14 protein-coding genes and 1 tRNA gene are annotated in these 25275 nt (G+C 42.0%); 6 read left to right on the top strand and 9 right to left on the bottom strand.

Translation table 11 applies throughout. The features are described from left to right. Position 1: 1 nt before the first annotated feature. On the top strand, positions 2-2473 hold the full coding sequence (locus H8S63_RS04935) for a glycoside hydrolase family 3 protein (protein ID WP_186925900.1): 2472 nt from the start codon (positions 2-4) through the stop codon (positions 2471-2473). Between the two features lie 179 nt (positions 2474-2652). Here the strand turns inward: H8S63_RS04935 and H8S63_RS04930 are convergent, their stop codons facing one another. Together H8S63_RS04930 and H8S63_RS04925 are read right to left on the bottom strand one after the other, a co-directional pair. Continuing rightward, a complete protein-coding gene (locus tag H8S63_RS04930) occupies positions 2653-3657 on the bottom strand; it encodes a 2-oxoacid:ferredoxin oxidoreductase subunit beta (RefSeq protein ID WP_007747818.1) in 1005 nt (334 codons plus the stop codon). 12 nt (positions 3658-3669) lie between these two features. Then, entirely contained in the window at positions 3670-5517 is a 1848-nt protein-coding gene (locus H8S63_RS04925) for a 2-oxoacid:acceptor oxidoreductase subunit alpha (RefSeq protein WP_186925899.1), read from the bottom strand. Positions 5518-5720: 203 nt separating this feature from the next. Here H8S63_RS04925 and H8S63_RS04920 point away from each other — a divergent pair. Further along, a tRNA-Arg gene (locus H8S63_RS04920) sits at positions 5721-5792 on the top strand. A gap of 172 nt (positions 5793-5964) precedes the next feature. Here H8S63_RS04920 and secDF read toward each other — a convergent pair. From secDF to H8S63_RS04895, 5 genes are all read right to left on the bottom strand, one after another. Next, on the bottom strand, positions 5965-8979 hold the full coding sequence (gene secDF, locus H8S63_RS04915) for a protein translocase subunit SecDF (protein WP_186925898.1): 3015 nt from the start codon (positions 8977-8979) through the stop codon (positions 5965-5967). A 165-nt stretch (positions 8980-9144) separates the two neighbouring features. Then, on the bottom strand, positions 9145-11232 hold the full coding sequence (locus H8S63_RS04910) for a M3 family metallopeptidase (protein ID WP_370527602.1): 2088 nt from the start codon (positions 11230-11232) through the stop codon (positions 9145-9147). A gap of 31 nt (positions 11233-11263) precedes the next feature. Next, entirely contained in the window at positions 11264-12349 is a 1086-nt protein-coding gene (locus tag H8S63_RS04905) for an endonuclease/exonuclease/phosphatase family protein (protein ID WP_186925897.1), read from the bottom strand. A gap of 4 nt (positions 12350-12353) precedes the next feature. Then, on the bottom strand, positions 12354-13259 hold the full coding sequence (locus H8S63_RS04900) for a rhomboid family intramembrane serine protease (RefSeq protein WP_186925896.1): 906 nt from the start codon (positions 13257-13259) through the stop codon (positions 12354-12356). Then, positions 13240-13914, bottom strand: coding sequence for a rhomboid family intramembrane serine protease (locus tag H8S63_RS04895; RefSeq protein WP_007762035.1), 675 nt, complete (start codon positions 13912-13914; stop codon positions 13240-13242). Before H8S63_RS04895 ends, H8S63_RS04900 begins: the two co-directional genes overlap by 20 nt. A 222-nt stretch (positions 13915-14136) precedes the next feature. On the opposite strand from H8S63_RS04895, the gene H8S63_RS04890 reads away from it, so the two are divergent. Then, positions 14137-14409 (top strand): HU family DNA-binding protein, encoded by a 273-nt coding sequence (locus tag H8S63_RS04890; RefSeq protein WP_186925895.1) that lies wholly within the window; start codon positions 14137-14139, stop codon positions 14407-14409. 88 nt (positions 14410-14497) lie between these two features. Further along, positions 14498-16315 carry an arginine--tRNA ligase gene (gene argS / locus H8S63_RS04885; protein WP_022276223.1) on the top strand — a complete coding sequence of 606 codons (1818 nt, stop codon included), beginning with the start codon at positions 14498-14500 and terminating at the stop codon, positions 16313-16315. Positions 16316-16389: 74 nt separating this feature from the next. Here argS and topA read toward each other — a convergent pair whose 3' ends face one another. Further along, positions 16390-18738 carry a type I DNA topoisomerase gene (gene topA, locus H8S63_RS04880; protein ID WP_186925894.1) on the bottom strand — a complete coding sequence of 783 codons (2349 nt, stop codon included), beginning with the start codon at positions 18736-18738 and terminating at the stop codon, positions 16390-16392. A 135-nt stretch (positions 18739-18873) separates the two neighbouring features. Next, a complete protein-coding gene (locus tag H8S63_RS04875) occupies positions 18874-22953 on the bottom strand; it encodes a hybrid sensor histidine kinase/response regulator transcription factor (protein WP_055279393.1) in 4080 nt (1359 codons plus the stop codon). A 406-nt stretch (positions 22954-23359) separates the two neighbouring features. Here H8S63_RS04875 and H8S63_RS04870 point away from each other — a divergent pair, with 406 nt between their 5' ends. Both H8S63_RS04870 and H8S63_RS04865 read left to right on the top strand, forming a co-directional pair. Then, entirely contained in the window at positions 23360-23962 is a 603-nt protein-coding gene (locus tag H8S63_RS04870) for a DNA-binding protein (protein ID WP_186925893.1), read from the top strand. A gap of 61 nt (positions 23963-24023) precedes the next feature. After that, entirely contained in the window at positions 24024-24965 is a 942-nt protein-coding gene (locus H8S63_RS04865; RefSeq protein WP_055279394.1) for an Rpn family recombination-promoting nuclease/putative transposase, read from the top strand. The last annotated feature ends 310 nt before the right edge of the window (positions 24966-25275 follow it).

Here is a 25275-nt window from a genome sequence, read left to right as displayed (position 1 = left end):
CATGAAAAAGAAAACAGGCATTATCGGTTTATGTATGCTCGCATGCAGCATCTTGACCCATGCACAGACAATTACTCCTCAAGTAGAACAACGCGCGAAGGAGATTGTATCCAAAATGACTTTGCAAGAGAAAATAGAGTATATCTCCGGATATACCAGCTTTTCCCTGCGTGCCATTCCCCGTTTGGGAATTCCTGAAATACGTCTTGCCGACGGCCCGCAGGGAATCCGTAACCATGCTCCTAAAAGCACCCTTTATCCGTCCGGTATCCTTTCCGCTTCTACCTGGAACCGTGACTTGCTTTATAAGTTAGGGCAAGGCTTGGGGCAGGACGCCAAGGCAAGAGGCGTTAATATCCTGCTTGGGCCGGGCGTGAATATCTATCGCGCTCCGTTGTGCGGCCGTAACTTTGAATATTTCGGTGAAGACCCTTACTTGACGGGTGAGACAGCCAAGCAATATATTCTTGGCGTGCAATCGGAAGGAGTCATTGCGACCATCAAGCACTTTGCCGCCAACAACCAGGAGTGGAGCCGCCATCATGCGAGTTCGGACATAGACGAGCGTACTTTGCATGAGATTTATTTCCCGGCTTTCCGCAAGGCTGTACAGGAAGCGAACGTGAGTGCTGTGATGAACAGCTACAATCTCCTGAACGGTGTCCATGCCACTGAACACAAATGGCTGAATATTGATGTCTTACGCAATCTTTGGGGCTTCAAAGGTATTCTGATGTCGGACTGGACTTCGGTATATTCCGCTATCGGAGCAGCTAACGCCGGACTTGACCTCGAAATGCCCAAAGGGCGTTTCATGAATGCCGACAATCTTATCCCCGCTATCAAAACAGGCACGGTGACCGAAGAAACCATTAACCTGAAAGTACAACATATCCTGCAGACTTTAATAGCTTATGGAATGTTGGATAAGGAACAGAAAGACAGTAATATTCCGTTGGATAATCCATTCTCTCGCCAGACAGCTTTAGAACTGGCACGCGAGGGAGTAGTATTGTTGAAGAATGAAGCAAACTTGCTCCCGTTGAAAGGAAAAACAGCCGTAATGGGTCCTAATGCAGATTTGATACCTACCGGTGGCGGCAGTGGTTTTGTCACTCCTTTTTCTACCATTTCAGTGGCTCAAGGCTTGAAAGAACTGAAGAAAAAGAATCTGGTATTATTGACGGATGATGTGATTTATGAAGATATTATCAATGAGTTTTATACTGACGTCAATCGTCAGGTGAAAGGCTTCAAGGCTGAATACTTTAAGAACAAGACGCTTTCGGGACAGCCGGAAGTAATACGCACGGAATCCTCTGTTGATTATGACTGGGGATATGGAGCACCTTTGGACGGCTTTCCGACAGATGGCTTCTCTGTCCGTTGGACAGCCTGCTACATGCCACAAACTGATGGTCAGTTGAAACTTCATATCGGTGGTGATGACGGTTATCGTCTGTTTGTGAATGACAAGCATATTACGGGAGATTGGGGAAATCATTCATACTCTAGCCGTGAAGTTGAACTGCCGGTTGAGGGTGGTAAGGAATACCGTTTCCGGATTGAATTCTTCGATAATATTTCTTCGGGCATCATTCGTTTTAATGCTTATAGCCTTAATGAGATGAAACTTCGTCAAGGATTGGCAAAGGTGGATAATGTTGTGTTCTGCACAGGTTTCAATAGTAATACCGAAGGCGAAGGCTTTGACCGTCCGTTTGCTTTGCTTCGGTATCAGGAATTGTTTATCAAAAAGATTGCCTCTATGCACCCTAATGTCGTGGTTGTGCTGAACGCCGGTGGTGGTGTGGATTTCACAGGTTGGTATGATGCCGCAAAAGCTATTCTTATGGCTTGGTATCCTGGACAGGAAGGCGGACAAGCGATAGCTGAAATCCTGACCGGCAAGATTTCTCCAAGCGGAAAGCTACCGATTTCTATCGAAAAGAAATGGGAAGATAATCCGGTGCATGGTAGTTATTACGAGAACTTAAAGGCAGAGATTAAACGTGTAGATTATTCCGAAGGTGTTTTTGTCGGTTATCGTGGATACGACCGTTCGGGAAAAGAACCTTTCTATCCGTTTGGCTACGGTTTGTCCTATACTACTTTCGCTTATAGTAATATAGCTGCGGAGAAAACGGGTGAGCATCAGGTTACCGTTAGCTTTGATCTCGAGAATACAGGGAAGATGGATGCCTCGGAAGTGGCACAAGTGTATGTACATGATGTACAGTCCTCTGTCCCCCGTCCCTTGAAAGAATTGAAAGGATATGAAAAGGTTTTCTTGCAGAAAGGGGAGAAGAAGCGGATTTCTGTTGTGCTGAATGAGGATGCATTCGCTTATTACGATATGAATCAGCACCGCTTTGTAGTGGAAAAAGGCGAGTTTGAGATTCTTGTAGGCCCGGCGTCTAATCAATTACCTTTGAAAGCTACGGTTGAATTTTCCGGTTCATACTCGTTCTAATTTCCTCGTAAAGTCACATTTGATCTGTCTTAAAACAGGCTTATTTGATAAGAAAAACAAAAGAGGACAGTAATAGAACCTCATCTCCCCAAAAAGATGGGTTATCTTGGAAAATGACAAAGGCGTAGAAAGAGAATTACTTCTCAATCTACGCCTTTATCTTTCTACGGATAGTGTGATTATTTTACTTCCCAAATGTCATTAGTCATCAAAAGCTCCTCGAAATTATGGTATTTCTTTTTGCTTTTTACTTCTTCGATTTGTGCTTCTACTGCATCATTATAAGTTGGAGCGTCTACATCGCGGATGACACCAAGTGCGATGGGGAAGTCAGGACCTTCCATCAAGGCGAGTTTTAACTGGAGTGTGTTGTCCAGGCAGTGTGCATCATGTATCAGAATATCTCTTTCTGTGATACCGTTCTCGCCTAGTTTCACAACTTTCAGCCCAAAACCTTCCTGCATTAATCCGAACTCCTTGTTTTCACCGAATAACATCGGTTTGCCATGTTCCAAATAAATTGCATTTTTTGCACGCCCTTCTTTGTTATATACAGAGTTGTGTGTACCATCATTGAAGATGACGCAGTTCTGTAAAATCTCGCAGACAGCAGTGCCCTTATGATTATAGGCAGCTTTCAATATATCTATTGTACCGGGAGCGTCTGTGGCAACAGCACGTGCGAAAAAATGTCCGCGTGCGCCAAAACATAGTTCAGCCGGATTGAACGGGTCTTCTACGGTGCCGTAGGGAGAAGACTTGCTGACAAAACCACGCGGTGAAGTGGGTGAGTATTGTCCTTTAGTCAGACCATAGATACGGTTGTTGAGCAAGATCATGTTGATGTCGATATTGCGTCGGTTGGCATGAATGAAATGGTTACCTCCGATAGCAAGACCGTCACCGTCACCGCTTACCTGCCATACGGTTAGTTTGGGATTGGCGACTTTGCACCCTGTCGCGATAGCGGCAGCACGACCGTGAATTGTATTCATACCGTATGTATTCATATAGTGAGGAAGGCGGCTGGAACAACCGATACCGGAAATTACTGCCGTATCCCATGGAGCGACACCGATTTCTGCCATAGCCTTGTGTAACGAAGCCAGGAAAAAGTGGTCACCACATCCCGGACACCAGCGTGGCTGTCCTTTTTTAAAGTCTTTAGCTGTATATTCGCTCATAATTTCTTGATTTTACTTGTTGATAATCTCAGTGAATGCATTGACTAGTTCATTGACAACAAAGGGCTGTCCTTTCACTTGGTTGAACTGATAAGGAACGAAACCGTCCACCTTCATACGGAGATATCCGGCAAACTGTCCCATATTTTGCTCGGCTACCACCACTTTTTTGTATTTCTTCATCAAGGCTGCCGTATTCTTTGGAAGAGGATTGATGAACTTAAAGTGTGCTGATGCTACTTTTTTACCATTAGCACGGAGTTCGTCCATAGCGGCGTGTAAATGTCCATAAGTACCTCCGAAACCTACAATCAGCAATTCGGCATCTTCCTTGTCGCCTTCAACTTCTACGTCAGGTACTTCGATATTGGCAATTTTCTGCTGGCGTAATCGCGTCATCAAGTCATGGTTTTCCGGATCAGTTGAGATAGCTCCTGTCTTGTTGTCTTTTTCAAGACCTCCTAATACATGAGTGAATCCTTCTGTACCCGGAACTGCCCAATAACGAACGCCTGTCTGCGGGTCCCGTTGATACGGTGTCCAGGTTTCAGACATTTCCGGGCGTACGTAAGGAGGATTGATAGCAGGATAATCAGCCAATTTAGGCAATTTCCATGCACCAGAACCATTGGCAACAAATGCGTCTGTCAACAACACGACCGGAGTCATGTGTTCCAAAGCGATCTTAGCAGCCATATAGGCTGAGTCAAAACAGTCTGTAGGGGATGTCGCAGCAATGACAGGCATAGGGCTTTCACCGTTACGACCGAAGAGAACTTGCAACAGGTCTGTTTGTTCCGATTTGGTCGGTAGACCGGTAGCGGGACCGCCACGTTGTACATCCAATACGACCAATGGCAATTCCATGATAACGGCCAAGTTCATGGCTTCTGATTTCAAACAGATACCAGGTCCTGAAGTAGAAGTAACAGCTAATGCACCGGCGTATGAAGCACCGATAGCAGAAGCACAACCGGCAATCTCATCTTCACATTGCACGGTGGTTACGCCCAATGATTTATGTTTTGAGAGTTCATGCAGTACATCTGTTGCAGGAGTGATAGGGTAAGACCCTAAATAGAGTTTCAGTCCGGCTTTCTCTGCAGCTGCGATGAATCCGTATGCAGTCGCTTTATTTCCGGTGATATCCATATATTTTCCGGGAACGGCTGCTTTACTTTCAATCTTATATGTATGTGCTACGGAAGCGTGTGTGTTGTGTCCGTAATCATATCCGGCACGAACAACTTTGATATTTGCTTCCGCTATTTCCGGTTTCTTGGAGAATTTCTCGCGGATAAAGTCTTCCGCTATGTTAAGGTCGCGGTTGAACAACCAGCATACCAGTCCTACGGCAAACATATTACGGCATTTCAGCATGGACTTATTATCCATTCCCGTATCTGCCAAACAGTCTTTTACCATCTGCGAGATAGGTGCTGCAATCACGTCCTGCTTGATACCCATTTCTTCAATAGGATTATCGGTGGTGAATGCCGCTTTATCTAAATCTGATTTTTGAAAGGCGTCTGTGTCGATGATGATACAGGCGGTGGATTTTGCGAATTTATATTGTGTTTTCAATGCGGCGGCATTCATAGCTACCAATACGTCGCATTTGTCTCCCGGAGTATAAACTTTTTCTGCACCGATGTGTACCTGAAAACCGGAAACACCGGTTAGCGAACCTTGCGGTGCGCGGATGTCTGCCGGATAGTCGGGGAATGTACTGATGTCATTGCCAATCGTAGCCGACACGGTCGAGAAGATGTTGCCGGCCAACTGCATACCGTCACCGGAGTCGCCGGAGAAACGTACTACTACTTCCTCCAATTCTTTAACCATCATTTCGTCTGCCATAACTTTAATTACTATATTTAATTTAAAAACTGCTTTTACTTTCAATTTGTGAACGCAAAGGTCGGAAAGTTAATCGAATTATCAAAATAAAACGTACTTTATTGTCCTATTGACGCAAAATATTTGAAATATCTGGAAGGAACCTGTATTTTTATTCTTGTTAAATCAACAGAAACCGTTATCTTTGCAATCAAAATAGGAACGGCCTTGTAGTTCAACGGATAGAATAGAAGTTTCCTAAACTTTAGATAGGGGTTCGATTCCCCTCGGGGCTACTACAAAGAATCTATAGGAAGTTGTGTTGGATGCTTTCATGCTGTATCGAGTTTTAAGTTTTACAATGGCTTCTTTTAAGATGAACGTCTTATAGCTTCTATTTGTTTTAATAATCAATAGAAAAAGCCTCTTCCGAACTTCGGAAGAGGCTTTTTCTATTTCTGGAATATTTTATTCTCCCGTAGTTGTTGCTACAGTCTTTTTGTTCTTCATAAAGTTGTATGCAATCGGAGATGCAATAAACAGTGAAGATAAAGTACCGATTACAACACCGAGAATCATCGCGAATGCAAAGCTGCGGATAGAGTCACCACCGAGGATGAAGATACACAACAATACGATCAATGTACTCAATGAAGTATTGATGGTACGAGCCAGTGTAGTGTTCAGAGAGTCATTGAATAACTGACGCTTGTCACGTTTCGGATACAATCCGAAGAACTCACGTACACGGTCGAAGATTACCACCTTATCATTAATAGAGTAACCGATAGCCGTCAGGATAGCACCGATAAAGGTCTGGTCGATTTCCAGTGAGAATGGCAGGATACCCCAGAATAATGAATAAGCACCGATAATCATGATTGTGTCACAAGTCAATGCTGCAATAGAACCAATACTGTATGCAATGTTACGGAAACGAATCAAGATATACAAACCGATGGCAATCAATGCCAGAACGACTGACCAGATAGCACCGGTCTTGATATCGTCTGCGATACTCGGCCCTACTTTCTGTGAGCTTACAATGCTGCCGCCTGTGTGGTTATCACGGTCGATGAAAGTTGCCAGGTCAATGTTCTGAGTCAACAACGGTTTCAGTGTTTCATATAAATATGATTCGATTTCCGAGTCAACATTATTGCCTCCGTCTTCGATACGGTAGTTGGTACTGATGCGAACCGTTTTCTTATCTGTTCCGATGGCGATAACGCTAACGTTCGCATCACCGAACTTGCTTGAGATCAGCTCGCGCACCTGTTCCGGTTCTACCGGGTTTTCAAACTGTACCTTGAAGTTACGTCCACCGGTGAAGTCGATACTTTGACTTAGCCCGCGGATAGCGAACGAACCGATACAAACGATGATAACTGCACTGACGATAATAAGGGATTTTTTGTTTGTTCCCATAAAATCGAAGTGTGTATTGGCCATCAGGTTCTTTGAAATCTTAGTGGTAAATGTCAGGTTCTGCCATTTATCTTTACTCAAGAAATGTTCGTAAACCAGACGAGTCATGAACACTGCGGTAAAGAACGATACGAGGATACCGATAATCAAAGTCGTTGCAAAACCACGGATAGGTCCTGTACCGAAATTGAACAGAATGATACCTGTAATAATAGATGTCAAGTTAGAGTCAAAGATAGCGGAGAAGGCATTAGAATAACCGTCAGCCAATGCTTTCTTCACTCCCTTGCCTGCACGAAGTTCTTCTTTAGTACGTTCATAAATCAATACGTTCGCATCCACTGCCATACCCAGCGACAATACCATACCGGCAATACCGGACATCGTCAATGCAGCCTGGAAAGAAGAAAGGATACCTAATGTGAAGAAGAAGTTCAGGAACAAAGCACCGTTGGCAACCATACCCGGGATGAAACCATACATAGAGCACATATAGATCATCAACAGGATCAAAGCTACAACGAATGAGAAAATACCGGCATTGATAGATTCCTGACCCAACGACGGACCAACGATATCTTCCTGTACGATGTGAGCCGGAGCCGGCATCTTACCTGATTTCAATACGTTTGCTAAGTCTTTTGCTTGTTCAGGAGTAAAATGACCTGTAATCTGTGAACGTCCGCCTGTAATTTCTGAATTTACGTTTGGTGCAGAATATACATAATTATCAAGAACAATAGCAATAGAACGACCGATATTCTGTTTTGTCAGCTGAGCCCAACGGCGTGCACCGTCAGAGTTCATTGTCATACTTACAGCCGGTTTGCTGTATTGGTCAAATTCGTCTTTAGCGTCTGTTACTACATCGCCTTCCAACGGAGCTTTACCGTTACGTTCGGTAGATTTGATCGCGTATAATTCGAATGTTTGTCCTTTTTTGTCGAACTCAGAAGGAGAAACGCCCCATTTCAGGCGAAGATCTTTCGGAAGTTCTGCCTTGATTTCCGGCATAGCCAGATACTTGTTGATATCAGCAGTATCTTTATAGTTTGCATAACCAATAACAGGACCTTGTCCGCTTGAATTCAATTGAAGCATAGACAACAGAGGATATTGTTTCTTGAGCTCTTCCATGTTTACAGAAGGCTTTTCAGAGGCTGTTGTGTCACCTTTCAGTGCAGCGGCAAGGCTATCGGCAGCACTTACAGCTTTTGTCTCCACCGGAGTAGCTTCAGTAAGAACGGCAGTCTCTATTGTATCTCCATCAGTTGTTGTTTCTTCAGCTAAGATAGCGCGCAATTTGGCGTCAGCAGACTGCATGGAAGGAAGAACTTCCTTGGCTGTATAAGTTTCCCAGAATTCCAGGTTAGCAGAACCTTGGAGAAGTTTTCTCACACGTTCCGGTTCTTTGATACCCGGCAGCTCCACCATGATACGTCCCATTTTGTCTTCCAGACTTTGGATATTCGGCTGAACAACACCGAAGCGGTCGATACGGGTACGAAGTACATTGTATGAGTTCTCAACGGCTGCTTTTACTTCTGCTCTCAATACTTTTTCAACTTCAGTGTCTGTTGATTTTTGGTTAACCTTGTCTTTCAACTGTTGTGTTGCGAAGAGTTCGGAAAGTTTCGCTTCCGGAGCAGCTTTGTGGTATTCTCTGATGAACAGGGTAATGATATCATCCTGACTGTTGATTGCCTGCTTTGCTGCTTCTGCCAATGCATTGTTGAAAGCTTCGTCCGGCTTGTTGTCAGCCAGTGCTTTGATAACATCAGGTACAGAAACTTCAAGGATAACGTTCATACCACCCTTCAGGTCCAAACCTAAACTAATCTCCATCTCACGACATTGTTTCAGCGTCCAGTTACCCAGCCAGACTTTCTCGTTGGAGAGAGAGTCGAGGTAGTCTTGTTCTACTTTCGGGTCGCCGTTCGCAATTTCTTTCGCCTTGTTGGTATAGTGGCGTGTTACGAAGGAGAAGGAGAGGTAGAACACGCATACCAGCGTGAGTAATACCGCAAAAACCTTTACAAATCCTTTGTTTTGCATTTTACTTTTAATTTATGATGATTACTTTTTTAATTTAATATTCAGTTAAATTCTGTCGTATACAAGTTCTTTTTGCCGCATACAAGGCTGCAAATATAGTTTTTTTTTCACATTTATATGTAACAAGCCCTCAAATATTTGATGTTTAAGGGCTTTTTTGCAGAATTATTTCATTCCCCTGTTTTTCAATAATGGTTCCAAGCTAGGCTCTGTTCCTCGGAAATTTTTATAAAGCACCATCGGGTCTTCACTGTCTCCTTTTTCCAAAACATTGTGGCGGAACAGATCTGCGGTGGTTTTATCAAAAACTCCGTGTTCTTTGAAAGCTTCAAAAGCATCGTTATCCAATACGTTGGCCCACAGATAACTGTAATATCCGGCAGCGTACCCACCGATGATATGATTGAAGTAAGTAACGCGGTAACGTGGCGCTATCTCAGGGATCAGATTGAGTTTGTCCATCGCTTCTTTCTCGAATGAAAGTATATCAATATTATTTACATCTGTTATTGTGTGCAGGTTCATGTCGAGGATAGCGGCTGCCAGCAATTCGGTAGTCATGAATCCTTGATTGAAAGTCTTCTGTTGCAGTATCTTTTCGATGATTTCATCGGGGATTACTTCTCCGGTCTGATAATGTTTGGCATACATTTTCAGTACCTCTGGTTCGGTAGCCCAATGTTCGTTGATTTGAGAAGGGAGTTCTACAAAGTCACGTACTACGTTTGTGCCGGATGTTCCCTTGTATTCACATTTTGTCAGTAAGCCGTGTAGGGCATGTCCAAATTCGTGGAACAAGGTTTCCACTTCATCCATTGTCAATAGTGATGGAGTATCGCCTACCGGTTTGGTGAAACTGCAAACGTTGCACACTAACGGACGGGTTGCTCCTTGTTGCTCACGGTAATTACTCATCCAGGCACCTCCGCTTTTTCCGGCACGCGGGAAATAGTCCACATAGAAAATACCGAGTTGAGAACCGTCAGTGTCTTTCACTTCAAACACCTCAACATCCGGATGATAGGTCGGAATTCCTTTCAGCTTGTTGAAAGTGATACCATATAACTTGTTGGCTACGGCAAAAGCACCTTCACGTACATTTTCCAATTTAAAATAGGGCTTTGTCTCCTCTTCGGACAGATTATATTTCTCTTTTCGTAGCTTTTCGGTATAGTACCACCAGTCCCATGCCTCCAACTTTTCGCCTTTACCTTCCTTGTCCATCAGCTTTTGAAGCTCGGCGGCCTTTTCTTTGGCTTTAGGCAGTGCATAGCTCCAAAGATTGTTCAAAAGGTCCATTACGTTCGTCGCGTTTTTAGCCATCGTCTCATCCAGCACGAAATTTGCGTAACAGTCGAAACCTAACAATTTTGCTTTTTCCAAACGGAGAGAAACGATTTTGCGGATGTTCTCTTTGTTGTCGTTCTCATTGTTATTATTTCCCCGATTGATATACGCTTTGTATATTTGTTCCCGAAGCGGACGATTCTCGGCATATTGCAGGAATGGCAGACGGCTGGCGTTATGCAGAGTAAATAACCATTTGCCCGGTTGTCCGGCGGCTTTTGCTTCTTCAGCTGCACTTTGACGGAACCATTCGGGCAATCCTGCTAAATCCTCTTCTTTCTCGACGAAGAGCTGGTACGCATTATTCTCGTTCAGTACATTATTGCTGAATGTGATACCAAGTGTGGACAGTTCTTTGTTTATTTCACGCAAACGTGCCTGTTTTTCTGCGCTAAGATTGGCGCCTGAACGGACAAACTGTTTGTAGGTCTTGTCCAGCAGGCGTTTCTGCTCTGTGGTCAGATTCAGGGAATCTTTTCGTTGGTAGACATCGTTTACACGCTTGAAAAGTTTCTCATTCAAGGATATATTGTCTTCATGTTCCGAAAGAACCGGAGCTAGCTTGATGGATAGCGCAGTTAATGAGTCGGTTGTTTCAGCATCTGTCATATTGAAGAAAATAGCGCTTACCCGATCCAGGATTGGTGCACTGTTATCCAATGCCACGATGGTATTTTCGAATGTAGGGATTTCCGGACTTTCGATGATAGCTTCGATGTTTTGATTTTGTTCCTCGATACCTTTCAGGAAGGCAGGCTCATAATGTTCCAATTTGATTTTGTCAAAGGAAGGAACGCCATACTCGGTTTGGAACTCTGCAAAGAAAGGATTACTTTCTGTTTTTGTAGCACAGGAGTACATCATACAACTTACTGCTAAAAGGGTTAATGTCTTTTTAATCATCATTATGTGTTTTATAATATAGAATTCTCCGTTTTTATCGTTTGCTGATATAACACCAAATCGGATAGTGGTCCGAAGCCTTAATAGAACGGTCTACAGTACAATTATAGGCTCTCAGGTCAGGACTAATCAGGATATTGTCGATTCGGAAGTAGAACTTGTTCTGGTTATAGGAGATTCCCAATCCTTTACCGGACTGTGTGAAAGCGTCATCCAGTTCTTGAGTGAGAACCCGGTGGGTATACGAAATAGAACCGTCGTTGAAATCTCCACATACAATCATTGTAGGATAATGGTTTTCTGTAATGATTCTCGCTACGGAATCTGCTTGGGAGGCACGGATAGCCGATGCTTCCCCTAGTTTTCGAATTAGTTGTCGGAGCCCGGTCTTTACTTTTTTAGCATTCGGATCTTTTATCATATCTTCATAGATCCCTCTGTCTTCTTTGGTGAGTTTGTTGGATTCCAAGTGATTGTTGATTAATGTAATAGTGTCATTATTTACATTCAGCACATATTTCATAGAGCCGTTATAATCACTTTTATACTCAATAAGTTGTGACGAGAGTATCGGGAATCTGGAGAAACAGGCAAGCTGCACATCTCCTTTCCTTTGTTGGCGAATGGATTGATAGGGATACGCTTTCAACGCTTTCTTTACATCCTGCTCCGTTACGAACTTTTTATTGCTGGCTGTGTTGTATTCTTGCAGACAGATAATGTCTGCATTACTGTTTTTCAGATAAGATAAAATTGGATTCTTCCCATCTTTCTTCTTCAGATTACTAAAGCTCATTACATTGTAAGACAGAACTTTGATACTTCCTTCCGGTATTGTCCGGGTAGTAGAGTTGAAAGGAATATAAGTCCGTATTTGCGGAAAGCAAATCAGAAAACCGATGACGGGTAGTAATGCATATCTGTAATTGACAAATGCCCAAAGAAACAGGAAAAATAGATTGATAATCAGGAATATTGGAAATGCGAGTCCGAGACAGGAAACTAACGGATTGACTTTGGGGCTGAGATAGGGGCTATAAGCGCTTAATATCAGCGTTCCCACGAAGAATGCGTTGATAGCCAGTATCAGATATGCGACAATTTTGCCAATATGTTCCATTCTTTTATCTTTTGCTTGCGTCGAACAAGCTTTTCTTTTCTTCTGTCGTCAGACTGTCGTAACCGGATTTTTTCAGCTTTTCCAGAATACGGTCCACTTCGTCAGATTGTGCTTTTTTATGGGCATTATAATCATAATCTTTCCGTCGTTCGGTAGCATTACTGCCATAGTGTACTTTCATTTTAGGTTTGCGTTCCCATGTTTTCTTTTGGAAAAGAGAGATGAAACCATCCAGAATCCAGTTAATCCAGGAAGTTAAGTCAGTCCCTTTGCTTAGACTGGCTGCAAACCAGAGCCCGGCAAGAGCGCCTCCTAGATGGGCAATGTGTCCTCCGGCATTACTTGAGGTAATAGACAGTACATCAATTCCGATAACGACCAGTGCGAGATATTTGAGACGGACAGCACCGAAAAGAAAAAGTTGCACCCTATAGTTGGGTTCACGATAGGCCGTAGCCGCTACGATAGCCAGTACGGAAGCGGAAGCCCCGACTAACGTTGCTCCGGTCACTTGTGAGCTGAATAAAGGAAATACGTTGTAGGCGACCATATAAAGCAAACCTCCGCAGATACCTCCCAATATATATAGCCCTCTTAAATGCTTTGCCGAGAAAAAATAAAGAAATAAACTCCCGAACCAGTATAGCCAAAGCATATTGAATAGAATGTGCAGAATACCGGCATGCATAAACATATAGGTAAACAACGACCACGGTTGATGGATAAACCCGATAAGAGAGGCCGGTAAAGCGAATATGTTGAATATATCGAGAGTGTTGACTTCAAACAGTCGTAGAAAAACATGAATCAATGTGCCGATCACAAAGATACCGACATTGATATAAATCAGTTGGATAAAAATGTTTCCTCTTCTGAATGTTTCCTTCAAATCAGCTATAATATGTCCCATTGTTATTACTTTTTTTTCTCCAATACAAAATCAGTATCAGTCCGAACAGCATTCCGCCTAAATGGGCGAAGTGGGCGACGTTGTCTCCTATGTTGTTGGCAAGTCCTGACCATAACTCAATTGCGGCATATCCGATTACGAAAAATTTGGCTTTGATCGGAAAAGGTAGCGGGAAGATAAACAACCGATTGTCAGGAAACAGCATACCGAATGCCAGCAATATGGCATAGACAGCTCCTGAAGCACCTACGGTAGTCATCATGTTCAGATACTCTTCCATGGGAATAATACCGGTACCTATATTTACTTGTGAGTATTGGCTGAGTTCTGTTGCATATTGAATATATTGTACTCCTTCTTGGATAACTCCCGCACCGATACCACAAAGGATATAATAGAACAGAAAACGTCTGGGTCCCCATGTTTGTTCGAGAATCGGACCGAACATGAAAACGGCGAACATATTAAAGAAAATATGGCTGAATCCGCCATGCATAAACATATAAGTGATAAGCTGTGCCGGATTGAAGTCACTTGCGAGGAAAAAATGTAATCCCAGATAATTAGTCAGATCTACTCCATAGCGTTGTGCTACGAATGTACCGAAAAACATTAGTACATTGATAATTATCAGGTTTTTAGTTACAGTTGGCATCATTTTTTTATTCTGAATATTATGATAATAGATGCAAAAGTACGAATAAATTCTGTTTTAAAGCATGAAAAGTACTTCCTATTAGCTCTTTTTCAATAATTTGCTGCGTTTTTTTTATGTTTTTATTTGATATGTTGTTTTGTTCGGCTATATTTGTAGAATTAATCCATTGTGGGAGAATCTTTTGTGTAACATATATATTAATTAATCATTTTACGTATTATGAATAAGTCTGATCTTATTAATGCAATGGCTGCCGAAGCTCAAATGAGCAAAGCCGATGCAAAAAAGGCACTTGATGCTTTTGTCACTTCAGTTACTAATGCCATGAAAGCCGGTGAGAAAGTATCTCTCGTTGGTTTTGGTACTTTCTCTGTAAGCGAAAGAGCTGAAAGAACAGGTATTAACCCTTCTACAAAAGCAACTATTACTATTCCCGCTAAGAAAGTAGCTAAATTTAAAGCCGGTGCTGAATTATCTGCAGCTATTGAATAAGATAGATAGTTGAAAGAATTTAATTTAGGAGAGGAGGCGTGAAACGTCTCCTTTTTTTGTATCTTTGCGCCCAAGAAACAACTTGATTATGAAGATAGAAGATAAACTTGTAGCGTCCGTCATCAACGGACTCAAAGCACTCTACGGTCAGGAAGTCCCTGAAAAGATGGTGCAGTTGCAAAAAACGAAGAAAGAATTTGAAGGACATCTGACTTTGGTCGTGTTCCCTTTCCTGAAAATGTCAAGAAAAGGACCGGAGCAGACAGCCCAGGAAATCGGTGAGTATCTGAAAGCCAACGAACCGGCTGTAGCTGCTTTTAATGTGATAAAAGGGTTCTTGAACCTGACTATTGCGTCGGCTACCTGGATTGAACTGCTCAATGAGATTCAGGCTGACGAGCAATATGGTCTGGTAAAAGCTACCGAAACTTCTCCGTTGGTAATGATCGAGTATTCTTCTCCGAATACAAACAAACCGCTTCACTTGGGACATGTGCGCAATAACCTTTTAGGTAACGCATTGGCTAACATTGTGGCTGCCAACGGCAACAAGGTAGTAAAGACTAATATCGTAAACGACCGTGGTATCCATATCTGTAAATCCATGTTGGCATGGAAGAAATACGGAAACGGTGAAACACCTGAGACTTCGGGCAAGAAGGGCGATCATCTGGTGGGTGACTATTATGTATCTTTCGATAAGCATTATAAAGCCGAAGTGAAGGAACTGATGGCTCAATTTACAGCTCAGGGGATGAACGATGAAGAAGCGAAGGCGAAAGCCGAAGCGGAATCTCCGTTGATGCAGGAAGCCCGTGAGATGTTGGTGAAGTGGGAAGCCGGTGACCCGGAAGTACGCGGATTGTGGGAGATGATGAACAACTGGGTATATGCAGGATTTGATGAGACTTACAAGATGATGGGTGTCGGCTTCGACAAGATATATTATGAATCCAATACTTACCTCGAAGGAAAAGAGAAGGTGATGGAAGGGCTCGAGAAAGGTTTCTTCTTCAAGAAAGAAGATGGTTCCGTATGGGCGGACCTGACTGCCGAAGGATTGGATCACAAACTGCTTCTTCGTGGTGACGGAACCTCTGTCTACATGACACAGGATATTGGTACGGCCAAACTTCGTTTCGCTGATTATCCGATTGACAAGATGATTTACGTTGTGGGTAATGAGCAGAATTATCACTTCCAGGTACTTTCTATCTTGCTCGATAAATTGGGTTTTGAGTGGGGAAAGAGTCTGGTGCATTTCTCTTACGGAATGGTGGAATTGCCGGAAGGTAAGATGAAATCCCGTGAGGGTACAGTAGTGGATGCCGACGATTTGATGGAAGAGATGATCGCTACCGCTAAAGAAACCTCACAGGAACTTGGCAAGTTGGATGGCTTGACACAGGAAGAAGCGGATGATATCGCTCGTATTGTGGGGTTGGGTGCTTTGAAATACTTTATCCTCAAGGTTGATGCCCGTAAGAATATGACATTCAATCCGAAAGAATCTATTGATTTCAATGGTAATACCGGACCGTTCATACAATATACCTACGCGCGTATCCAATCGGTTCTGCGGAAAGCGGCCGAATCCGGTATTGTTGTTCCCGAACAAATCCCGGCAGGAATCGAATTGAGTGAAAAGGAAGAAGGACTGATTCAGATGGTAGCTGATTTTGCAGCCGTTGTGAAGCAAGCCGGTGAAGATTACAGCCCGTCTATTATTGCCAACTATACATATGATTTGGTGAAAGAATATAATCAGTTCTATCATGACTTCAGCATTTTACGTGAAGAGAATGAAGCGGTGAAAGTATTCCGTATCGCTCTTTCTGCCAATGTGGCTAAAGTCGTTCGTTTAGGAATGGGACTGCTGGGTATTGAAGTTCCTGCCAGAATGTAATATTCTCTTGAACAATATGTTATAAACGGAAAAAAGGTGTTGCAATGATTATCAGAGCAACACCTTTTTTCCGTTTATTTTTTCTTTGGAGCCGTTTTCCTTTTCTTGGTTGTACCAGGTTCTTTTTCGTTCTGTACCTTGATTAGTTCCAAGCAACTCTTCAATGTCAAATCCTGTGGAACAATATCTTTGGGAATCTTATAGTTGGAACCTTTGTAAGTGATATAAGGTCCGTAACGTCCGTTCAGAATTTCAAGTTCCGGTTCTTCTTCAAACTTCTTGAGGTGACGTTCCATCTCCTTCTGGCGTTTTTCCAGAATTAGTTGCTCCGCTTCTTCCAAAGTGATGGTCATCGGATCGGCAGCTTTCGGCAGAGATACATATACCTTGTTATGTAAAACATAAGGACCGAAACGCCCCACACCCACACTTACTGTTTTTCCTTCGTATTCGCCTAATGTACGGGGTAATTTGAATAATTCCAGTGCCTCTTCCAATGTAATGGTTTCCATAGATTGCCCTTTCTTCATTTGTGCAAAGCGAGGCTTTTCTTCATCATCTGCCGTTCCGATCTGTGCGACAGGACCGAAACGTCCAATCTTAACTGAAACAGGTTTGCCACTTACCGGATCTTCTCCCAATATGCGTTCTCCTACCTTATGTTCAGTCTTGATAGCCAGAGTGTTTTCTACAGACGGGTGGAACTTATCATAAAAAGTTTTCATGATGGAAGTCCATTGCGCTTCTCCTTCTGCAATTTCGTCAAATTCCTTTTCTACACTGGCTGTGAAGTTGTAATCCAAAATGTTCGGGAAATATTCAGTGAGGAAATCATTGACTACTATACCTGTGTCCGTAGGAAATAATTTCGCTTTTTCCGCACCGGTTATTTCAGTATGATTTTCGTCTTTAATCTGATTTTCTCTCAGGGTTAATACGTTGAACAGGCGTTCTTCCCCATCTTTGTTTCCTTTCTCTACATATTCGCGTTGTTGGATAGTGGAAATTGTCGGAGCGTACGTAGACGGACGTCCGATACCCAATTCTTCCAGTTTGCGCACAAGACTTGCTTCCGTGTAGCGTGGCGGGCGTTGAGTGAACCGTTCGGTTGCGATGATAGGGCCGTATTCCAGTCGCTGGCCTTTTTTCAAAGGAGGTAATAAGCGGCTTTCATCTTCCTGTTCATTGTCATCATCGTAGGACTCACGGTATACATGCAGGAATCCGTCGAACTTGATCACTTCGCCGGTAGCTGTGAATACATCTTTGTTACCGCTTATGCTGATTGTAGCAGTTGTCTTTTCCAGCTCCGCGTCTGCCATCTGGGAAGCGATGGTGCGTTTCCATATCAAGTCGTACAATTTTTTTTCCTGCGCTGACCCTTCGATGGATTGGTTTTCCATATAGGTGGGGCGGATAGCCTCATGAGCTTCCTGTGCACCTTTGGTCTTTGTCTCGAAGTGACGGGGATGTACGTAGTTTTCTCCCATCATTTTAATGATAGCCTCTTTGCTTCCTATTGTTGCAAAATCCGAGAGGTTGACAGAGTCCGTACGCATATAAGTGATAAATCCCGATTCGTACAGGCGTTGTGCAAGCATCATGGTCTGCGCAACGGTATATCCCAATTTACGTGCAGCTTCCTGTTGCAACGTAGAAGTGGTGAACGGTGCAGGAGGTGTTTTCTTTACCGGACGGGTAGTGATATCTTCGATTGTAAAAGTGGCTCCCTGACAAGCTTCGAGGAAAGCTCTTGCTTCTTCTTTCGTCTTGATGCGACGTGTCAGTTCCGCTTTCATCTCCACCGACTTGCCATCTGTGTCCGGAACGAGGAATATGGCGGTGACGCGATAAGCGGCTTCTGTCTTGAAGGCATGTATTTCACGTTCACGCTCTACAATCAGACGAACAGCAACCGACTGAACACGTCCGGCAGAGAGGGCCGGTTTTACTTTTCTCCAGAGTACAGGTGAAAGTTCGAAACCTACGATACGGTCCAGAATCCGTCGTGCCTGCTGTGCATTTACGAGGTTGAGATCAATATCGCGTGGTCGTTCGATCGCTTTTAAGATTGCGCTCTTTGTAATTTCATGAAATACGATTCGTTTGGTGTTTTCAGGTTTTAGTTTTAAGACTTCGTACAGATGCCAGGCAATAGCCTCCCCCTCGCGGTCCTCATCGGATGCGAGCCATACGGTTTCTGCGCTTTTTGCTTCTGCTTTCAGTGTACTAACCAGAGCCTTTTTGTCTGCCGGAATTTCGTAGTCGGGTTTGAAGTCCTTCTTTACGTCAATGCTGAATTCTTTTTTCTTCAGATCGCGTATATGTCCATAACTTGAAAGGACCTTGAAATCTTTCCCAAGAAACTTCTCGATCGTTTTTGCTTTTGCCGGAGACTCGACAATGACAAGGTTTTTCTGCATAATTCTTTCTTTTAGAATGGCTTGTACCATAATATTTGGGGACAAAAGTAAAAAAAAAGATTCTCCTTACCTTATATTATAAGGAGAATTTAATAAAATCTTAAGATTTAGCTTAGAGGGAGAATGCTTGCCGACTTATTTTGTTGCGGATGAGGGGGCTTCTTTTATTTTTTTGAGAAACTCTGTCGGTAACATTCCAAATTGCTTCTGAAAACATTTGGCAAAGTAGGAAGAAGAGCTGAACCCGACGAGAAATCCTATTTCGGTAACCCGATATTCTCCCTCCACCATCATTTTGCAGGCTTTCTTTAGTCGGGTGACCTTGATGAAATCATTGGGAGTCATGCCAATAATGCCTTTGATTTTGGTAAATACAGAGGTACGGCTCATTCCCAGTTCCTGTGCCAGTGTGTTTACCGAAAATTCGGAGTCCTCAATATTATTCTGGATGATTTCGGTACATTTATTCATAAATTCTTCATCCAATTTATTGTGGACAGCGGAGTGCAGATCGGATAACGGAGTAGAGGCATACGTTTTCTGCTGACTTTCCCTTTTCTTGAGTAAGTTCAGCAATTGTGCTTTCAGGTGGAAAGGTGAGAATGGTTTCTCTATATATGCATCCGCACCGGCTTCCAGTCCTTTGATTTTACTTTCCGTATCCGTTTTGGCTGTCAGCAGAATGACAGGAACGTGGGAAATATTGATGTTGCTTTTAATTTTCCCACAGAGTTTGAACCCGTCCATTTCCTCCATCATCACATCACTGATGATGAGGCCAATGTTATTTTTTTCAAGGATTTGCAACGCTTCCTCTCCACTCGAAGCCGATATGACAAAATATTCCTCAGACAGAATTTTGGAAAGGAAATCCAGAATCTCCGGGTTGTCGTCCACAACCATAATGGCATATTGTTTTTTCAACGGTTCGCCGGGAAGAGTGCTTTCCAGTTCATTTTCTTCTATATTTTCTGGGCTGCTTTCAGGAATAATTGTGTCTTCTACCCGTTTTGTTACTTGTAGCGCCGCAGTGATGACTGCTTGCTTAGGGAAATAGACAGAAATAGAAACACCGTTTTCACCGTCTTCCCTATCGCTGACTTCGATCTTTCCATTCATTAATTGGACGAGTGAGCGTGTCATGTGAAGCCCGATACCAATGCCCAGTTTATTTATTTCACTGTTGTTCTTAACCTGATAGAATGCGTCGAATATTTTAGTCTTTTCTTGATCGGTGATGCCTATACCGTCATCGGTTACGGTGACTACTATCTCGGAATCCTTTTCTGTAGTTGTAATACGAATCGTGCTTTTGGCATATTTCAAGGCATTGCTTAGTAGATTGCTGATAATCTTGGTAAAAGCTTCTTCATCTATGACAATGCTCAGTTTTTCCGGGATAGAGGAAGTGTCAATCGTCACTTTCTTTTGTCTGGCAGATAATTCAAAGATACAGGTTACTTTGCAGATTATTTCTTTAATCCGGTAACAGTCATACGATAGTTTATAAGATCCCGTATCTACTTTGCGGAAATCCAGCAATTGGGTGACAAGCGCATACAAACGTTTGTAATTCTGTTCAATAATACTTAGGTATTCCCCATACACATTGTTGATACTTGAAGTTTTCATCAGGTATTCCAATGGGCCGATAATAAGGCTCAAAGGAGTTCGAATTTCATGAGCAATGTTAGTGAAGAAATCTATTTTGGAGTTATAGAGCTCTTTTTCTTTTTCATCGTTCAGCCTCTTGATACGTTCTTTCTGACGTTTCTCCGTGCGTTTTACGTAATACCATACGGTTAACATAATCGCAATCAACAGGACGAGGGCATAGATCAGATAAGCCAGTTGCGACCGGAAGAATGGAGGCAGCACCTTGATTTTTAGTTGTACTTCATTATTGCTCCATAGTTTATCGCTGTTCGTTCCCTTGACCCTTAATACATATTCACCGACGGGTAAGTTTGCATAGGAAAGATGGTTATTATTTCCTTTAGTGAACTGCCATTCGCTATCCAGACCTTCCAGCATATATTGATAATCATTCTCTTTGGGAGCAATGTAACTTAGTGCGGCAAAATCGAATCCGATCATGGACTGGTTATATTTCAACACAATCTCATCTGTATATCCTATGGATTGGCGAATGAGTGAATGGGATGTATCAGCCTGTATCTCTTTTCCGAAAATGGTCATATTGGTGAGGACGACAGGTGGATTGTATGTGTTTTCTCTTAAGTCTTGCGGGAAGAAATAACAGAAACCGTCTGTCGAACCCCAAAATAGTCTACCGTCAGAAGATTCAAAGCCTGAACATGGTGTGAATTGTTCATTGTATAGTCCGTTTGATTTCGAATAGGTTTTCAGATATTCTGTATCCGGATTATATACAGCAAGTCCCTTATTGGTACTAATCCATAGTAAGTCTCCTTTAGGGATAATGGAAGTGATGATTTTATTCGGCAACTTTAGGTAGTCGTGTCTGGTAAAATCATCTGTTTCATCATTATATCTACAAAGTCCTTGCCCATAAGTTCCCACCCATAGTCGTTTCTTGTTGTCGATAGCTAGCGTGGTGATTACATTCTTTGTTAGTGAATTCGGATGATCCGAACGTTGATAAGATGTTATCTTTTGGGTTCTGACATTGTATGAATATAATCCACTGATACTTGTTCCTATCCATATTCTTCCGAAGTAATCTTCAATGATATCCGATATTTTGCCTGTAAAAGAACCGATTCTGATGAAATTGTTTTTTTCGGGGTTATAGTAACAGAATCCTGCAGAGGTGCCCACGTAAATACATCCATTACTGGCTTTATATAGAGTGAATACCCGTGAGGAGGGGATAGATGTTGAATCTTCCGGGTTATTGAGAAAACTTTCCACTTTTCCTGTTTTTAAATCAATCACCTCCAAACCTCTTCCATAAGTGGCGGCATATAGTTTATCTCTGTCTACCAGCAGATCGTGTATACAATAGTAAGTTGTGCCTATACTGGCTGCATCCCGGAAAGGGGTAATTTCTTGAGTTTTGGCATCAAATCGGAAAATGCCATTGTCATCCGTACCTATCCAGTATTTATCATCTTTGTCTTCTTTGATAACATTGATTACTTTTCCTGATTGTGGTGTGGACGATGATGAACAGCTATAATATTTGAAATTATTTTGAAATGCCGAATAGAATTTGATTCCATCGAAATAGGAGCCCAGCCAGAGGCTTTCTTCCTTATCTATATAGATGGTATATATAAACTTATTGGCTCCGGTTCTTATTTTCAGATTCGGATTGTCGGATTGTATAATTTCTCCTTTGTCTGCTTTAAAAATTCCCATACCGTTGTCGGATGAAATGAACAACTCGCCAGGTCTGTATTCTTTAATATCGTGGATATGATATAATAGGTTGTTTGGACTTCTGTCCTGGTAGTTGGTGAAAGTTTTAGCCACAGGATTGAACAGGTCGAGCCCGTTCTGAAAAGTTCCTATCCATAAATTGCCGTATGAGTCTTCAAACACTTTCTGAATGGAATTATCTGATAAACTATTAGGGTGACTGCTCTTTTTGTAAGTGACGAACGTGTTACTTTGTTTATTAAAACAACATAAACCTTCTGAATAAGTACCTATCCAAATGTTTTGTTTGCTGTCCTGCTGTAATGTCATGATGATGTTTTGCGAAATGCTGTTCGTTTCTCTGGGAATATTCCGATAGACTTTGAGTTTGATTTCATCATGGGGAGAAAAACGGTAAAGTCCTTCTCCGCTTGTTGCAATCCATACTTCTCCGTCGCTGTCCTCTATCATATCGGTGACGTATGTTCGTATCATCTCTCCGGTTTCAGTTTTGGCATGGAAAGGTTGGAAAGTGTCTGTCTTCGAGTCGTAAATGACGATTCCGGTATCCAATCCTATCCACATTCTGCCCCTGCGGTCGATAAATATTTTCTTGACACTGTTACTGGTTGTTGCGTTGATATATTCTGATAGATAGTAGTTTTTGAATGAGATGCCATCGAACCTGCTCAAGCCGTCATCGGTTCCGAACCACATAAATCCGCATGAATCTTGCAAAATGCTGTATACTCTGTTGGCGGCTAATCCATCATCCATTGTATAAGAGGTGGAGAAAATACGCTGTGCATTCACCACGAATGAATGTAAGCACAGGATTTGTATGGCTATCAAAAGAAATACTTTTTGCATGGGGATTTGTTTTATCTGTATTGGTTTTCATTAGTATAGGACAATATTAGGAAGAATAAGCTGCATAAACAAATGATAGGCAATCTTTTTGGCGGTGGAACAAAACTTTTGAAAACGAACAAAAAAATCGTTCAAATCTTGGATAATTACTGGTGAATATGTTTATGCTCTTTGGAATAATTTATCGGATAAAATTAAATCTCGGTTAGTATAGATTAGTATCTGTATATTCTATGTACATTTGTCTCGTTAGTATGTTTGTTTTCGTTTGACTTAAGTTAAACGAAAGAATGACTTAAGTTGAACTATCGCTTGAGTTAAGTCAAACGAAAATAGAAATGTACTTTAGAAAATAAATCTATGGGAGGGAAGATGTTTATCTCTCCTAATAAAGAACTAATCAATAATGAGTGTAAATTATGATCTTTATGAAACTCCCGACCTTGCTAAAAGCGGAGAAGAACAGCCTTTGCATGCACGTGTAGTGTTGAAGGGAAGTTATACAGCCGAAGAATTTGTAGAACAAGTGACTGTGCTTCAGCATATGCCCCATGCGCAGGTGGTGGGTATCATAGAGGCTATATCAAAAGAATTGAGGCATTTGCTTTTAAAAGGATTCTCTGTTGAATTAGGGGATATCGGTTATTTTAGCCTTTCGTTGAGTGTTGACAAGAAGGTGAAGGAGGCAAAAGAATTGCGTTCGCCGTCTATATCTCTGAAAGATATTAATTTTCGTGTGAATCGCCAATTTAAGAAGGATATTGAGAGTGGTCTTGAATTACGGCGTTATCATTCACCCTTTCGTGTGAAAAATCCGTTGCCAGAGGAAAAGTGCCTGCAACGGTTAGAAAGGTTTCTAAAAGAGCACCCATGCATTAATCGGCAGGATTATGCCCTGCTCGTTGGAAAAACGAAAACACAGGCATTGCAGGATATTAATGCTTTCATCGAACAAGGTGTTTTGAAGAAGTATGGAGTGGGGCGTTCGGTAGTATATATAAAGGTATAGTAAATCATTTTATTGGATATATATACTTGATATTAAACATTTTCTGCTTACCTTTGTTTGCATGAAAAAAGATAACGAGAAAGGAGACGAGTCTATGGCAAGTAATTATATTCGTTTCGATTGGGCTATGAAGCGCTTATTGCGTAATAAAGCCAATTTTGCAGTTCTTGAGGGCTTTTTGACAACACTTCTCAATGAAAAAATTGTTATTCAGAAGTTGTTGGAAAGCGAAAGCAATCAAGAGGACGAGTTTGACAAGTATAATCGGGTAGATATGCTTGCCGAAAACTCTAAGGGAGAGCTTATTCTGATCGAAGTTCAGAATAATAATGAGTATGCTTATTTTCAACGTATGCTGTTCGGCACTTCCAAGTTGGTGACCGAATACATTAATCGTGGAGAAGGCTATGATAAAGTACGTAAAATATATAGTATCAATATTGTCTATTTTTCATTAGGTAGCGGAAAGGATACGGTTTATCACGGAAAAACGGAGTTCAGAGGTATTCATCAGAATGATGTGCTGGAGTTGACTCCTTTTCAGAGACAAACGTTCAAGGTAGATGCTGTGAGCCAACTTTATCCGGAATATTATATATTGAAAGTGAATGATTTCAATCAGGTAGCCAAGAGCCCGTTGGAAGAGTGGATATGTTATTTGAATACAGGTGATATCCCTGACAGCGCCACAGCACCGGGACTGGAGGAGGCCCGCGAGCGATTGAAACTTGATAAAATGACGAAAACCGAGCTTGAAGCTTATTATCGGCATTTGGATAATATTGTAATATTGAGAGATAATATATTTACGGAGCGTGCGGAAGGTCGTGCAGAGGGCCGTGTGGAAGGTCGTGCGGAAGGACTTGAAGAAGGACTTGCGAAAGGACGTGAGGAAGAAAAGAAAGAAATGGCACGAAATATGAAGTCTTTGAATATACCCCTTGATACTATCTCACAGATAACGGGACTGGAAATAGAAAAAATACGTGATTTGAAAATTTAGTTATCACTGATAGCTTCTCTTATAAATTTAGTGTGTCTTATCTGAATTATTCTGATTTTATATCAGGACGATTGAGATGAGACATTTTTTTTGTTAGGGGGTAACGATAAAATCGTTCACATTAAGAACAAATAGAAATAAAACGGTGGTATGGCGGTAAGAAAAAAGTGTAGTTTTACGATATTCTTGTTCTTTTGTACGGGATTCGCCATGAAAAAAGATTCTCTCGCTTATCTTTGCGAATATGAATTTAGAAATTGGTTGCAACAATCTAAAACATCTCAAACTTAAATTAATAACATTAAATCAT

This window comes from Bacteroides sp. NSJ-39, assembly GCF_014287315.1.
GTDB lineage: Bacteria > Bacteroidota > Bacteroidia > Bacteroidales > Bacteroidaceae > Bacteroides > Bacteroides finegoldii.
The sequence above is the reverse complement of the archived record's forward strand: the minus strand, read 5'-3'. Positions and strand labels throughout refer to the sequence as shown.

Coding starts and splice junctions, on each gene's coding strand:
- H8S63_RS04935 (WP_186925900.1), top strand. CDS start 2: ATGAAAAAGAAAACAGGCATTATCGGTTTATGTATGCTCGCATGCAGC.
- H8S63_RS04930 (WP_007747818.1), bottom strand. CDS start 3,657: ATGAGCGAATATACAGCTAAAGACTTTAAAAAAGGACAGCCACGCTGG.
- H8S63_RS04925 (WP_186925899.1), bottom strand. CDS start 5,517: ATGGCAGACGAAATGATGGTTAAAGAATTGGAGGAAGTAGTAGTACGT.
- secDF (WP_186925898.1), bottom strand. CDS start 8,979: ATGCAAAACAAAGGATTTGTAAAGGTTTTTGCGGTATTACTCACGCTG.
- H8S63_RS04910 (WP_370527602.1), bottom strand. CDS start 11,232: ATGATGATTAAAAAGACATTAACCCTTTTAGCAGTAAGTTGTATGATG.
- H8S63_RS04905 (WP_186925897.1), bottom strand. CDS start 12,349: ATGGAACATATTGGCAAAATTGTCGCATATCTGATACTGGCTATCAAC.
- H8S63_RS04900 (WP_186925896.1), bottom strand. CDS start 13,259: ATGGGACATATTATAGCTGATTTGAAGGAAACATTCAGAAGAGGAAAC.
- H8S63_RS04895 (WP_007762035.1), bottom strand. CDS start 13,914: ATGCCAACTGTAACTAAAAACCTGATAATTATCAATGTACTAATGTTT.
- H8S63_RS04890 (WP_186925895.1), top strand. CDS start 14,137: ATGAATAAGTCTGATCTTATTAATGCAATGGCTGCCGAAGCTCAAATG.
- argS (WP_022276223.1), top strand. CDS start 14,498: ATGAAGATAGAAGATAAACTTGTAGCGTCCGTCATCAACGGACTCAAA.
- topA (WP_186925894.1), bottom strand. CDS start 18,738: ATGCAGAAAAACCTTGTCATTGTCGAGTCTCCGGCAAAAGCAAAAACG.
- H8S63_RS04875 (WP_055279393.1), bottom strand. CDS start 22,953: ATGCAAAAAGTATTTCTTTTGATAGCCATACAAATCCTGTGCTTACAT.
- H8S63_RS04870 (WP_186925893.1), top strand. CDS start 23,360: ATGAGTGTAAATTATGATCTTTATGAAACTCCCGACCTTGCTAAAAGC.
- H8S63_RS04865 (WP_055279394.1), top strand. CDS start 24,024: ATGAAAAAAGATAACGAGAAAGGAGACGAGTCTATGGCAAGTAATTAT.